Origin of the sequence: Prevotella scopos JCM 17725 (assembly GCF_018127785.1) — a bacterium.
Classification (GTDB): Bacteria; Bacteroidota; Bacteroidia; order Bacteroidales; family Bacteroidaceae; genus Prevotella; species Prevotella scopos.
Window position 1 is genome coordinate 1,113,695 of the sequence record NZ_CP072390.1, and the last position, 14,236, is coordinate 1,127,930.

The 14,236-nt window shown below is 40.4% G+C and carries 14 protein-coding genes; 10 read left to right on the forward strand and 4 right to left on the reverse strand.

The window, feature by feature from the left end; translation table 11 throughout:
- Positions 1-446: 446 nt before the first annotated feature.
- Complete coding sequence (locus J4856_RS10070) at positions 447-2,261, reverse strand: DNA polymerase III subunit gamma/tau (protein ID WP_025838218.1); 1,815 nt, start codon at positions 2,259-2,261, stop codon at positions 447-449.
- A gap of 157 nt (positions 2,262-2,418) precedes the next feature.
- Between J4856_RS10070 and J4856_RS10075 the strand changes: the two genes are divergently transcribed.
- The 10 genes from J4856_RS10075 to J4856_RS10120 all read left to right on the forward strand — a co-directional run bounded on the left by J4856_RS10075 (position 2,419) and on the right by J4856_RS10120 (position 10,169).
- A complete protein-coding gene (locus tag J4856_RS10075; RefSeq protein WP_025838220.1) occupies positions 2,419-2,763 on the forward strand; it encodes an FtsB family cell division protein in 345 nt (114 codons plus the stop codon).
- Positions 2,747-3,190 carry a hypothetical protein gene (locus J4856_RS10080; RefSeq protein ID WP_025838223.1) on the forward strand — a complete coding sequence of 148 codons (444 nt, stop codon included), beginning with the start codon at positions 2,747-2,749 and terminating at the stop codon, positions 3,188-3,190. The genes J4856_RS10075 and J4856_RS10080 overlap by 17 nt, the downstream gene beginning before the upstream one ends.
- Positions 3,191-3,288: 98 nt before the next feature.
- On the forward strand, positions 3,289-4,137 hold the full coding sequence (locus tag J4856_RS10085; protein WP_025838224.1) for a DUF4369 domain-containing protein: 849 nt from the start codon (positions 3,289-3,291) through the stop codon (positions 4,135-4,137).
- A gap of 127 nt (positions 4,138-4,264) precedes the next feature.
- Positions 4,265-5,614 carry a dihydroorotase gene (locus tag J4856_RS10090; RefSeq protein ID WP_065367752.1) on the forward strand — a complete coding sequence of 450 codons (1,350 nt, stop codon included), beginning with the start codon at positions 4,265-4,267 and terminating at the stop codon, positions 5,612-5,614.
- 6 nt (positions 5,615-5,620) lie between these two features.
- A complete protein-coding gene (locus J4856_RS10095) occupies positions 5,621-6,460 on the forward strand; it encodes a vitamin B12 dependent-methionine synthase activation domain-containing protein (RefSeq protein WP_025838226.1) in 840 nt (279 codons plus the stop codon).
- Positions 6,457-7,629: a metallophosphoesterase gene (locus J4856_RS10100; protein ID WP_025838229.1), complete on the forward strand. Its 1,173-nt coding sequence runs from the start codon at positions 6,457-6,459 to the stop codon at positions 7,627-7,629. The genes J4856_RS10095 and J4856_RS10100 overlap by 4 nt, the downstream gene beginning before the upstream one ends.
- Before the next feature lie 18 nt (positions 7,630-7,647).
- The gene (locus J4856_RS10105) at positions 7,648-8,460 is read left to right on the forward strand and encodes a lysophospholipid acyltransferase family protein (RefSeq protein WP_025838232.1); all 813 of its coding nucleotides are present in this window, start codon (positions 7,648-7,650) and stop codon (positions 8,458-8,460) included.
- A gap of 69 nt (positions 8,461-8,529) precedes the next feature.
- Complete coding sequence (locus tag J4856_RS10110) at positions 8,530-8,745, forward strand: hypothetical protein (RefSeq protein ID WP_025838234.1); 216 nt, start codon at positions 8,530-8,532, stop codon at positions 8,743-8,745.
- On the forward strand, positions 8,742-9,353 hold the full coding sequence (locus J4856_RS10115) for an ATPase (protein ID WP_065367751.1): 612 nt from the start codon (positions 8,742-8,744) through the stop codon (positions 9,351-9,353). Before J4856_RS10110 ends, J4856_RS10115 begins: the two co-directional genes overlap by 4 nt.
- A 69-nt stretch (positions 9,354-9,422) precedes the next feature.
- On the forward strand, positions 9,423-10,169 hold the full coding sequence (locus J4856_RS10120) for a polyprenol monophosphomannose synthase (protein WP_025838237.1): 747 nt from the start codon (positions 9,423-9,425) through the stop codon (positions 10,167-10,169).
- Between the two features lie 394 nt (positions 10,170-10,563).
- On the opposite strand, the gene J4856_RS10125 is transcribed toward J4856_RS10120, so the two are convergent.
- From J4856_RS10125 to J4856_RS10135, 3 genes are all read right to left on the reverse strand, one after another.
- Positions 10,564-11,754, reverse strand: coding sequence for an IS256 family transposase (locus J4856_RS10125; RefSeq protein ID WP_428842427.1), 1,191 nt, complete (start codon positions 11,752-11,754; stop codon positions 10,564-10,566).
- A gap of 105 nt (positions 11,755-11,859) precedes the next feature.
- Positions 11,860-12,216 carry a hypothetical protein gene (locus J4856_RS10130; protein WP_044081298.1) on the reverse strand — a complete coding sequence of 119 codons (357 nt, stop codon included), beginning with the start codon at positions 12,214-12,216 and terminating at the stop codon, positions 11,860-11,862.
- A gap of 289 nt (positions 12,217-12,505) precedes the next feature.
- Positions 12,506-13,867: a dipeptidase gene (locus J4856_RS10135; RefSeq protein WP_025839866.1), complete on the reverse strand. Its 1,362-nt coding sequence runs from the start codon at positions 13,865-13,867 to the stop codon at positions 12,506-12,508.
- Positions 13,868-14,236 lie beyond the last annotated feature (369 nt).

Sequence of the window (14,236 nt, forward strand, 5' to 3'; positions counted from 1 at the left end):
AAATACTCAAATAATGTCGAACATAAACACCATTACGCTATTTTAACTTTTTCAATAATGTACTTGAGTATAGCTTAAATATCACCAACAAATCATTCGACACACATTTCTTATTCATAATACGGCTTCTTTATAATATCTCAAACCTATTAATACAATTCTGAAAAGTATTTACGTTTCCACAAACAGAAGATCTGCAAATTGAAACAAAAACACGTGTAGAGAGCAAGTTTATAATACCCTGACATAAAAGCAATTACAGAGCCATTCCCAAAAGGACGTTAACAAGGGTCCAAAAGGGCGTTAACACCACGTTAAAAGAGCATATTTTAGAAGTCATAAGACCATGTACTACTTTAGAAAGGGTGCGAAATGTTTTTACAGCCATAACTACCTATATGAGTAATTTGCTGTTAGAAGACGAGAAAATTCTATTCTACTTGAACTTAATCTAAACACAACCCTAACGTTTCTACAAGCTTCTTTGCAGGTTGATTCGTTTGCATTAGTTTATCAAACGACTCACGTGGCGTAAGCATTGGCTTAATCTCTTCATGTTTGGCGAGACGAATCTCTACCTCTATTTGTCCATTGTGTAGCTCATTTGCCAAGGTAGCACGGATACGCGACTTAATCGCTCGCATCTCTTTGAGCTGAATGTTATTATCAGCAAGTACCAAGATTGCGGGATATTCTGTGATAGTAGGCGTAATATTCTTCATACGTTGTGCCAACGCTTGCATCTTCTCAGGCATACGTGAGCACATAGCTCGCCAACTCACAACAAGATCTTGCTGTGAAAATCCTTCTTTTTCGTCCTTATTGGTAATTTCAACTTCTTCTTCCTGCTTTCGTTTCTTATCGGTTTTTATCAGATTATCGAACGACATTGACAATGAGCCGAGGTTCACAGACTTCGGAAGAGATGACGATATCTTTGCGTAAGAACGTTCAACAGAGGTTTCAGTAATTGCTTTTACAGACGATGACACAACCTCAACAGACACTGTCCCAACATCATTAGAGCCACGAGCAGTGTCATTATCATCACGTTTCAGGCTCCCGACCACCTGCGGAGTCGGTTTCTGTTGAGCCTTCAGAATAAGATTCTTGAACAGGGTTTTTAATCGTTTAGGGCTACGCCCCGAGGCTGGGACATCATCATCCTTCTGCGTAATCTGTGCCACTTGGATGAGCGTCAACTCAACTAACAAACGCTTGTTAGAACTCTGCCGATATTCCACATCACAGCGATTCATAATCTGCAATGCCGTATAGAGGAAGTTGACAGGACTTTTCTGTGCCTGCTGCTGATAACGATTGCGCAATTGTTCGCTAACCTCAAGCAAAGGGAGGGTCTGAGCATCCTTTGCCATCAACACGTTACGAACATGAGAGGCCAGTCCGTTGATAAGGTGCCCACCATCAAAACCCTTATTGATAATCGTATTTAGGAGCACCATAATCTCACTAACTTTATTTTCTAAAGCCAGGTCGATGATATTGAAATAATTCTCAGCATCGAGTACATTCAAGTCCTCTATCACCTTCTGATAAGTGATATTTCCTTGAGAAAAGCTAGCCGCTTGGTCGAAGATTGAGAGTGCATCACGCATTCCACCATCAGCTTTCTCTGCTATAACGTTTAGCGCCTCTTCGTCATACTGTATGTTCTCCTTCTCAGCAACACTTTTAAGATGGTTGATGATGTTGGGGACTGTCATACGTTCGAAGTCGTAGATCTGACAACGAGAAAGAATCGTTGGAAGAATCTTATGTTTCTCAGTTGTTGCAAGGATGAAGATAACATGTGCAGGTGGTTCCTCCAACGTCTTAAGGAAAGCATTGAAAGCTGCAGTAGAGAGCATGTGAACCTCATCAATGATAAAGACCTTATAACGCCCTACCTGAGGCGGGATTCGTGTTTGCTCCATCAATGACTTGATATTCTCAACAGAGTTATTGCTGGCGGCATCTAACTCGAAGATATTATAACTTCGTCCTTCTCCAAACGCTTTACAACTCTCACATTCGTTACAAGCCTCACCATCAGCCGTTGGATGTTCGCAGTTAATAGCCTTGGCAAAGATACGAGCACAAGTTGTCTTACCCACACCTCGTGGACCGCAGAAAAGGTAAGCATGAGCTAGTTTACCACTCTTCACAGCATTCTTTAGCGTGGTAGTTAACGCCTGTTGTCCTACGACAGAATCAAAGGACATCGGACGGTACTTGCGCGCCGAGACAATATATTCATCCATATTTTTGAAAATCTAATTGTATATGCAAAGGTAATAAAAGTTAAGAGAAGAGGAGGAAGGTAGAAAGAATTAAATTGTTAATTTGCTAAAAATATAGATGTATCATGCCCCAGTGTGCAATCTTTTCCTTACTTTTGCAAAAAATTAATGTAAAGAAGTGAGTAAGATTACCGGACATATTTACAATTTTTTCAGTCGATTTAAGTTTCATATCGTCATTATCTTAGGCGTACTCATTGTAGGCGTATTGGATGAGAACAGCTTTATGAAACGTATAGAGTATGCTTATCAGATTGAAGACCTAAAAACTGAAATCCAAAATTACGATACTCAATATAAGCATGACACACAAGTGCTTAAGGAACTAAAGACAGATCCCAAGGCTGTAGCAAGAGTGGCTCGTGAGCGCTACTTTATGAAAGCTGACAATGAAGATATCTTTGTGCTGAGTGATGATGAGCATCAAACAGAAAACACTGCAAAAAATGAAACAACTGAATAAACTCCAATCTATCATTTACCTTTTGGGAGGAATCATAATGGTTGCAGGTGCAGGTTTCTACGCCTTTTTATTGATTCAGCCTATAGCATGTTGGCTTATGCTTGTTGGTTCCATTGCATTTGCACTCATGCAGTCACGACAGCGTTATTTTGGCACTTCACTTACTATTCGCCGCTTGTGCAAAATCATGTCTCTAGCAGGTTGTGGATTCATCCTTGCTGGATTCTTTATGGTGGAAGATTCTTATCATTTTCTTCGTCCTCTGTTTGCAGGCTCGTTAGATAGTTATGATAGTTATGTAAACATCTTTCATCACAATTGGGTTATTCTTCTTCTCATTTCTGCTATCATTGAGATGTATACAACTCATCGTATCAGCTACGAACTAAAAAAAGAAAGCGAAGTTCAAGAACCTAAAAAAAGCTAAAAGTTTACAGATAGTTTTAATTTGAATGAAAAAGTTTCTCGGCTTCAATTATAGAATGTAATTTTGTCAGAAAAGAAATATAACCCGTTTAGTTATCTATGAATAAGATCCTCTATGCACTCTTAACGCTGTTAGCGTTTACTTCATGTGCCAACTCATTCAACATACAAGGAAGCTCCAACGTATCAAGTCTGGACGGAAGGAAGTTGTATTTGAAAACAGACCAATCTGACTCGCTAATTGACTTAGATTCATGTGATGTAGTTCATGGTCAGTTTGCTTTCCATGGAACAGTTGACTCTACGAAGATTGCACAGATTTTCATGGATGACATAAACCTTCAGTTCCCTGTTGTCATTGAGAAGGGAGATATCACAATGAAGTTAGACAACACACAGCAACGTGTCAGTGGAACTCCATTGAATGATAAACTAAATTATTTCTGGACGAAGTTCATTCAGCTTCGCAATCAATATGCAGAGATTGATCATGAGGAGAGTGCAGCCATCATGAATGGCCAGGATGAAGAAACGGTTAATGCTCAACTTATCAAGAAAGCTTTAGGCGTATATGACAAAGGCGATAAACTCTTTACAAAGTTCATCACAGAGAATTTCAATAACATTCTTGGTCCATGGTGTTTCCTTACTCGTATCAGTTATGAAACAACCCCTAATGCTTATCCTGTTTGGATGAATGATTATATGTATTCCAATGCTATTAATCAGTTACCATCATGGATAGAGTATATTATGAGCAAGGCGACAGATACGTTTAAGCAAAATACTCAGATAAAAGAATTCTATAAAAACTTCCAACAAGCACAAAAGGAAATGAATGGAATGGTTGACCCAGCGGGCTTAGCTGATGCTGCAGGAACAACTCCAAATGCCGCAGTAGCTCCTCCAACTCCAGCACAGATGGCAGGCGACTCCATTCCAAAGTAAAACCTTACACTTCTTCTTGTTCGGTATTCTTTGTTTAAAGAATTGCCCATCTTCTTCTGAGACTCACATACGCTCTTATGTATCACCTCAGAATGGAAAATAAACAACCCCCTAACAGTAAAAAAACATGAGGAAACTCATTCAAGGCGGAACAATCGTCAACGAAGGGCGAAGCTTTATTGGTTCGCTCATTATAGAGGATGATTGTATCAAAGAGATTATAAAGAATAACGAAACTCCCCGTGGTATATTTGACGAAGTCGTCAATGCCACGGGGTGCTTTGTTTTACCAGGTGTCATTGACGACCATGTTCACTTTCGCGAGCCAGGACTAACAGAGAAGGCTGACATTGATAGTGAGAGCCGTGCAGCTGCCTATGGTGGTGTCACCTCTTACTTTGAAATGCCAAACACTAATCCACAAACGACGACATTAGAGGCTTTACATGATAAATGGCAACGTGCCAAACACTCAAGCCATGTGAATTATAGCTTCTTTATCGGTGCTACCAACACAAACTATAAACTATTCCCGCAGTTGGATACCCACTCTATTCCTGGTATAAAACTCTTTATGGGAGCCTCAACAGGGAATATGCTTGTTGATCGACGAGAAGCATTAGAAATGACTTTCCGTACTGCTGCAGAATTGAATCTACCAGTGATGACACACTGTGAGGATTCTGGTATTATCAACGAGAATATGAAAGTTGCCAAAGAACAGTTTGGCGACGACCCAGATATTACACATCATTGGGAGATACGTAGTAATGAAGCTTGCTGGGCATCTTCGTCATTGGCTGTGGAGTTAGCCAGAAAATATAAGACACACCTTCATATAGCTCATATCTCTACTGCCAAGGAACTCTCTTTAGCTAATCAGTCTGAAGACGAAGGAAGGATTACCTTAGAAGCTGTCATTGCACACATTGCCTTCTCAAATGAGGATTACCTTACGAAGAAAGCACTCATAAAGTGTAACCCTTCTGTCAAAACGATTGCTGACAGAACAGCTATTCGGCAAGCACTAACCGACGGGCGAATCACAATAATAGGTACCGACCATGCTCCTCACCTGTTGGCACAGAAGCAAGGTGGATGCGCTAAGGCAGCATCAGGTATGCCGATGATTCAGTTCTCACTTGTTACGATGCTCGAGTTAGTTGATGAAGGTATTCTGACAATAGAACGGCTGGTCGAACTCATGTCACACGCACCCGCTCGTCTCTTCCACATTGACCAACGAGGCTTCTTACGTGAAGGATATAAAGCAGATATCACTATCGTCTCACCTCAACAACCTTGGACTGTAAACGAAGATTGTATTCAGAGTAAATGTAAGTGGAGCCCTATGATGGGACATACCTATCAATGGCGTGTATTACACACCTTCTGTAATGGTCACCACCTACTAAACAATGGGAAGTTTGACGACACAATACGTGGTGAAAGGATAACTTTCAGAAATGAAAAATAAGTCATAATGAACGAAAACAAAGTAGATAACAAAAGTAAAATAGTAACATACAATATCAGCGACGTCTCTCCTTACATTAACTGGGCATTCTTCTTCTATGCGTGGTCAATGAATGGTAAGGCAAAAGATGCACAACTAGAGTTACGCAATGAAGCTGAACAGATGTTGGCTGGTATGGAAGGGAAATACCACACACGTGCTGTCTTTGCCCTATGCGAAGCCAATAGTGAAGGCGATGACATCATCGTCAATGGCATGCGTGTCCCAATGTTACGTCAGCAGAAAGTTATTCCGGGCAAACCTAACCTCTGCCTAGCTGATTTCATACGCCCTGCTTCTTCGGGTATCAAGGATGCAATAGGTCTCTTTGCCACTTCTGTTGATGCTAACTTTACCGAGAATAATGAGGAAGATCCCTACCAACGTATGCTCTCCCAAACCATAGCTGACCGATTAGCTGAGGCAACAGCAGAGAAGTTCCACAAAGATGTTCGTAAAAAACTTTGGGGGTATGCGCCAGATGAGCACCTCACCTTAATGGAGATTTTTGCAGAGAAATACCAAGGCATACGACCTGCTGTAGGCTATCCTTCTATCCCTGATACAAGTGTAAACTTCCTTTTATATGATTTATTAGATATGAAGGGAATTGGCATTAAACTTACAGAAAGTGGAATGATGGTACCACACGCAAGTGTCTCAGGCTTTATGTTTGCGCATCCACAAAGCCGTTACTTCGATTTAGGCAAGATTGATAACGAACAACTAGAAGATTACGCTCACCGGCGCAAGCAGCCTGTTGAGACTTTAAAGAAGTATCTTGCTTCTTCTCTTTTAAAGAAATGATAGCCAGAATCGTCATATATCTTATATTAACAATAGTGCTGTCCGACCTCTACATCGACATCCACTATTTCCGTAAGCGTTACCAAATAGCATGGTGGAAACGCCTGCTTTGGTGGCTTCCTACCATAGTTATGGTTGTTTACACCTGCGCTATGGCATCCATTCGCAACTTTGCACCTGACAACCTCACCTGGCTGAACACTTATCTATTTCTTCTTGGAATGTTCGTCGGCCCTAAAGCAATCTTCGCTCTCACCTCATTCATAGGTACGATAGTACACAAATACATCATTTGCACTAATCGGAACTGGGGACATTATATAGGAATTCTCTTGGGTTGCTTTGCCTTTGGGACATTTGTTTATGGTCTTACATCTGGTGTCTCTAACATAAGAGTAAAGCACATTGACCTCTATTTCAAGGATTTACCAAAGTCTTTCGATGGTTATCGAATTGTACACGTATCTGATTTACACCTAGGAACCTTCAATGGATGGCGCAGTAAGATTTTGAAAGCAGAGATGGATAGTATTGAAAAGCAGAAACCTAACCTCATCTGCTTTACGGGTGATTTACAGAATATACGCCCAGAGGAGGTAGAGAAAATGTCACACGTCATTCGCCAACCGATGAAAGGAACGATCTCCGTTTTAGGAAATCATGATTATACGGAATATATCAAGGGCAATGCGAAGGAGAAAGCTGCACAAGAAGCTCGTTTGATAGTAGCTGAAGAGAAAGTCTTAGGATGGACCCTCCTACGTAATCAGAACACTCGCATCACATCACCTACAAAGGAGTCTATTTATATATGTGGGACAGAGAATGATGGTAAACCACCTTTCCCAAACTATTCTGACTACAGAAAGGCAACCAGCGGTATTGCGCCTAATGCATTTGTGATTATGCTACAGCATGATCCCTCAGCGTGGGAACGCTCAATACTCCCAAAGACTACGGCACAACTGACACTCAGTGGACATACACATGGCGGACAGATGCAACTTTTCGGATGGCGTCCAACAAGTTTAAGACAGAAAGAAGACTATGGACTTTATGAACAAAACAGACGTTATCTTTATGTCACAGCAGGATTAGGAGGCCTTGTACCCTTCCGTCTCAACATGCCGAATGAAATAACGGTGGTAACACTACATACAAAGAAATAGTATAAAAAGAATACATCTATGAGCAATCCTACATCTCAGAAGAAAGAACAACATTCATTTGTAATGCAGATAATCAATGGTCTGTATAAGCTTTATACACTCTTCATCTTCTTACCTCTCTTTATCATTGCCTCAGTACTTACTGCTTTAACAACAACTGTAGGTAGTCAATTGGGGAATGGACATTTCTGGGGTTATTATCCTGGTAAATGGTGGTCATGGTTCACTATCCGAATGCTCTTCCTCCCTGTAAAGATTGAAGGACGCGAGAACATTGACCCAAAGCAGAGTTATGTCTTTGTCAGCAACCACCAAGGGGCTTTTGACATCTTCCTTATATACGGCTTCCTCGGTCGTAACTTCAAATGGATGATGAAAAAAGCTATTCGTAAGATTCCATTGGTGGGACTGGCTTGTGAGAAAGCCCACCACATCTTTGTGGATAAGAGTGGCGCAAGCAAAATCAAAAAGACTTACGACACAGCACGTGAGACCCTTAGTGGCGGAATGTCGGTTGTCGTTTTTCCTGAAGGTGCACGTAGCTTTACAGGGCACATGGGCAAGTTCCGTCGTGGCGCCTTCATGCTTGCAGACGAGCTTCAGTTACCTGTTTGTCCACTTACCATCAATGGCTCCTTCGACGTGATGCCTCGCACTAAAGACTGGCATTTCCCTCACTGGCACCCACTCTGTCTGACCATTCACAAGCCTATCTTCCCTAAAGGAAAAGGCACAGAATTTGAAAAGGCAGCCATGAATGAAGCTTACGACTCTGTTATGGCTGGTCTCACGCCCGAATATCAAGGCTACGTAGAGAATCCAGACCAATAAAAACAGACAAAAACTTGTCAGTATCATATTTTTATACTACATTTGTCCTATCAGTATAAAAGAATCATTATGAGTAAACAAACGATTGATACATATAAACTGACGGGCGTTGAAGAGCCTTCTGACGAGGTCCTTTCACAACTTATGCGTGAGGCTGCTGCAATAGCTAAGGAAAGAAACGAGAAAGCTCACCAACAACTATTCTCTCAACTTCGTAAAGAAGCTGCCAAAAGATTAAAGGAATGGAATAATAAAAATATTTCCAACCCAATAACTTCTCTATGATAAATGAAAATCATCGCCCAGTTCTTATAGTTATTGCTGGACCTAATGGGTCTGGTAAGACGACTATTACCTCTCGAATTCTACATCATGAATGGATGGAGAATGCTATATACATTAATCCTGATATTATAGCACAAGAGAAATTTGGCGACTGGAACTCTCATGAGGCTATTATGAAGGCTGTTGATTATTCTGAGCGCTTAAGAGAAGAGTGTTTAGAGAAGAAACAAAGTATTATATTTGAAACTGTTTTATCAGTTGAGTCTAAGATAGATTACATAAAACGAGCAAAAGACGCAGGTTTTTTTATACGCTTATTCTTTGTTTCAACATCTTCTCCTACAATTAATGCTTCAAGAATAGCTAAACGAGTTTTGGAGGGTGGACACGATGTTCCCATTACCAAAATTATATCACGATACAATCGCTCAATTATAAACTGTGCTATTGCATCAAAAATTGCAGATAGGGCATACGTTTACGACAATTCTATCACTAACGAGGATGCTAAATTACTTTTCCGTATGTCTGAAGGAGAGGTAATAAAGCAATACACAAGCGAGATACCCGAATGGGCAGAAACAATTTACTATCAAGGAAACATTTAATTATTGAAACCGCCTGATATTTTTGTTACTTTCAGGTAAATATACTACTTTTGCAAAAAACAAAAATCTATGACAAGCGATAGCATTGTAATTATACCGACATACAACGAAAAGGAGAATATTGAGAAGATTATCCGAGCGGTATTTCTGTTGGAGAAGTTTTTTCATATTCTAATCATTGATGATGGCAGCCCTGATGGTACAGCTCAAATCGTACATAATCTGATAAAGACAGAGTTCTCTGATCGTCTCTTTATCATTGAGCGTTCAGGAAAACTAGGTTTAGGTACAGCCTATATCACAGGCTTCAAATGGGCATTGGAGCATGACTACGACTACATCTTTGAGATGGATGCCGACTTCAGTCATGACCCTAATGACCTCCCTCGTCTCTATGCTGCAACCCACGACGAGGGTTACGACGTTGCAGTTGGTTCACGTTATGTTAGTGGCGTAAACGTTGTTAATTGGCCTATTGGACGTGTATTGATGAGCTATTTTGCGAGTAAATATGTACGTATCGTAACAGGTTTCCACGTGCATGATACTACTGCGGGCTTCGTTTGTTATCGTCGTCGTGTTCTTGAAACAATCCCACTAGATCAGATTCGCTTCAAAGGCTACGCCTTCCAAATAGAAATGAAGTACACTGCCTACAAGATAGGTTTTAAGATTAAAGAAGTCCCGGTCATCTTTGTCAATCGCCGTGAAGGAACCAGTAAGATGAGTGGTGGTATCTTTTCAGAAGCATTCTTCGGTGTCATCCGACTCCGTATGGATGGTTGGTTCAGAAAGTATCCTAAGATAAAGAACTAAGATTTATACCAAATAACAGTAACAGCCATGACCTACTAAGGTCATGGCTGTTACTATTTACACAAGTGACTTTGTCTTTAAACAGGTTGGAAACTATGGTAGTACAAATCAATTGTATAGAAACATTAGAAAGTAAATACGGGAGGTTCAAGTTTAATTTACTTTTTAGGGTACGTCATCAGAACTGTGTCATTGGCTTCATTTCTTTAGGAGCATGAGGAATGCTGATGGGCAAACCGGAGCAGTCTTTCTCTTGGTAAAATCAGGCTGGGCTCGATGCCCAGCCTGATTTTTAATTTGCTGGTGGTATAAACCATCGCATCTTCTCTTGGTGTTGCAAAGATACGACAGTATTTTTGAACTGCCTAATTTCCGGATGCCTAACTTCATGAACCTATAATAATTGGAAGCGGTCGCCAAACTTTATAGCGAACTGTTGGGCTGTCTGGCCCCAGTTTCGCAATGGCTGAGTCCATTTCTTTTTGATGTTACGATAGGCAAGATATACGAGTTTGAAGAGAGCTTCGTCAGTTGGGAAAACTCCCTTTGTCTTTGTTACCTTACGTATCTGACGATGATAACCTTCTACAATGTTGGTAGTATACATGATACGTCTGATAGGTTCCGTATAGTCAAAATAGTGTGAGAGGTTATCCCACTTGTCACGCCACGACTTGATGACGATAGGATATTGCTTACCCCACTTTTTCTCCAAATTATCGAGTTCTATCTCTGCTTTCTCCTTAGTTTGTGCAGCATAAACCATCTTCAAATCCTTTAGGAACTCCTTCTGATTCTTGCTGGCGACATACTTCACTGAGTTACGGATTTGATGTACAATACATAGCTGTACATCCGTCTTAGGAAATACGCTCTGGATGGCATCTGGGAAGCCCGTAAGGCCATCTACACAAGCTATAAGAATGTCTTTGACACCTCTGTTTTGAAGGTCTGTAAGTACGCTGAGCCAGAAGTTAGCGCCCTCGCTATGAGATACATACATACCCAGAAGATCTTTATGTCCTTCCTTGTCAACACCAATGACATTATATATTGCACGAGATGTTGTAGCACCCGTGTCGTCATGTGCCTTGTAATGGATAGCATCCATCCAAACTATCGGATAGACTTCTTCCAAAGAGCGTGTGCGCCAGGCTTTTATCTCAGGCCAGACCTTGTCCGTAATGTTACTTATTGTCTCTTTGGATATCTTGGTACCATAGTTCTCTTCAAGGAACTTACTTATGTCAGACATGCTCTGACCTGTAGCATAAAGACTGATAATCTTATCGGACAAACCTTCTGCTAATATCGTCTGTCGTTTTTTGATAATCTCAGGGGTAAAACTCCCTTCTCTGTCACGTGGAGTATCTATTTCTACAGGACCATACTCTGTCTGAACCTCCTTGGACATCTTGCCGTTACGGCGATTAATCTTTGTGGATGTCTTAGTGTTATAAAGGTGAGAGTCCATCTCACACTCGAGAGCTGAATTGAGGAAATCTTCCAATACACGATGGAATGCACCATCCTTACCAAACAAAGGAGTACCTTGTTTGAACTGTTCTTTTGCCTGAGACAACATCTCGGCGTACTCGTCTTGTGTCATTTGCTAAATCTAAGTATGCTGATATAACAGCGGTTATATGAGTTTATTGTGTTAGCCGTTGACACAGTTGATATGACATCGTCACTTTTTACTAATTAAACTAACAAACTTGTATCTATATTCATACAAATCTTGCATCTCATAACGTGGACCGTATATTTTTACTATGATAAGGTATTCGTGTCCTTCTTCATAGATACTATCAAATCCATCAATATGAAATACAACAGATTTTCTCATATCTTTATCAACTATGACGTAGCCTTTATTTTTCGATCTAATAGATGTACCGGGATAGAAGTAGTCTTCTTTATGTGATAATACGCTTACCGTATCTGTCTTAACATACTTGTAGTCACCATCTACGTCTTCTTCCTTTGTACATCCCACAAAGAGAAATAACATTAAAGATGCTATAATGTATAGATGTTTAATCATAATAATATGAATTAAAAAAATATTTTATCATCACTAAACTCACTTAAATGAGACTATTACTATAGAGGACTGCCTTTCTCTACTTTATTTTGACACAGTCTATTCTGTTTTATTCCAGTCCATTCCTACCAACACAACCAACGTGTATGTACACCATGTTTTAATAAAAACTAAAAGGAACATCATTCCCTGCAATAAAAGCCTTTAGATAAAAAAGTCTGCTACTACAGAGAACAACGTTCCTTTGTTACTATTTCTTGACACAGCTTATTGTGTCATAATCTCAAACTTATGCTTCCTTATCGTACTCAAGGTGGAAGTGGGTGATTGTCTCAATACCCTTCAACCAAAGGTCAACTGGCATGTTTTCGTTTGGAGAGTGGATAGCATTTGACTCCAAACCAAAGCCCATGAGAACAGTCTTCACACCGAGCAGCTTCTCAAAGGTAGAGATAATTGGAATACTACCACCAATACGTACTGGTAATGGACGCTTACCGAATACAGCCTCAAAGCCACGCTCAGCAGCCTTATAAGCTGGGAAGTCAATAGGACAGACATAACCATGGCCACCATGATGCTTCTCTACCTTCACTGTAACATAATCAGGAGCAACACTATTAAAATAATCTACTACCAACTGGCTAATCTTTGTATGATCCTGATGTGGAACAAGACGAGAAGAGAGCTTTGCGTATGCCTTTGATGGAATAACAGTCTTCGCACCATCACCTGTGTAACCACCCCAAATACCACATACATCGAATGTTGGACGATAACCAGTGCGCTCAATTGTGCTGTAACCTTCCTCACCAAAGAGTGCCTTCACGCCGAGGGACTTCTTATATTCCTCCTCATCGAAAGGAATAGAAGCAACTAACTTGCGCTCCTCAGCAGAAGCCTCTTCAACATCATCGTAGAAGCCAGGGATGCGAATCTTACCATCAGGACCAGTTACGTCTGCTATCAACTTACAAAGGACATTGATAGGATTAGCCACAGCACCACCGAATGTTCCTGAGTGAAGGTCACGGTTAGGACCAGTCACCTCAATCTGCCAATAAGACAAACCACGCAGACCTGTTGTAATAGAAGGTGTATCAGGACCGATAAGACCAGTATCTGAAACGAGGATTACATCGCAAGCTAAGAGTTCCTTATGCTCCTCAATGAATGGGCCGAGGCTACCAGAACCAATCTCTTCCTCACCTTCAAAGATGAACTTCATATTATGCTTCAACAAGTCATTCTTGTTAAGATACTCGAATGCCTTTGCCTGCATGAATGACTGCCCCTTATCATCATCAGCACCACGTGCCCAGATATGACCGTCCTTAACAACAGGCTCAAATGGTTCAGTCTTCCAAAGCTCAAATGGCTCTGCTGGCATCACGTCATAGTGACCATAAACCAATACAGTCTTCGCATTAGGGTCAACCATTCTCTCTGCATAAACCATTGGATTACCCTTTGATGGCATCACCTCAGCTTTGTCAACACCTGCCTCAAGCAGCAATTCCTTCCAACGTTCAGCACAGCGTACCATGTCCTCCTTATGAGCAGGTTGTGCACTTACGCTTGGTATGCGTATCAGACTGAACAACTCCTCGAGCATTCTGTCTTTATTCTCTTCTACATATTTCTTAATCATAATTCTTTATTTATTGATTTTCTAATGTACGCAAATTTAAGCATCATTTATGACTTTTGCAAGTTTTTCCGTGCTTTTATTATTGTTTACATAACGGAAACGACATAATCGGATATATTTACATACGATATCAATAAATGTACAGAAATATTAAGATTTGGCGTTAACTAATAAATAAAGAAATAAAATCTATCATTGATTCCACCTTCTCTTAAATTCAACAAGGAAGCTTTCAATGAATTATGTTCATGAAAAGAAAGAATTATTATCGTGAAAAAAAATAATTATTATCATGAGAATAAATATTTATTTTCATGATAATAATTTGGACTCAGTGGCAAATAGCATATAACCTATAGGTTACCAAAC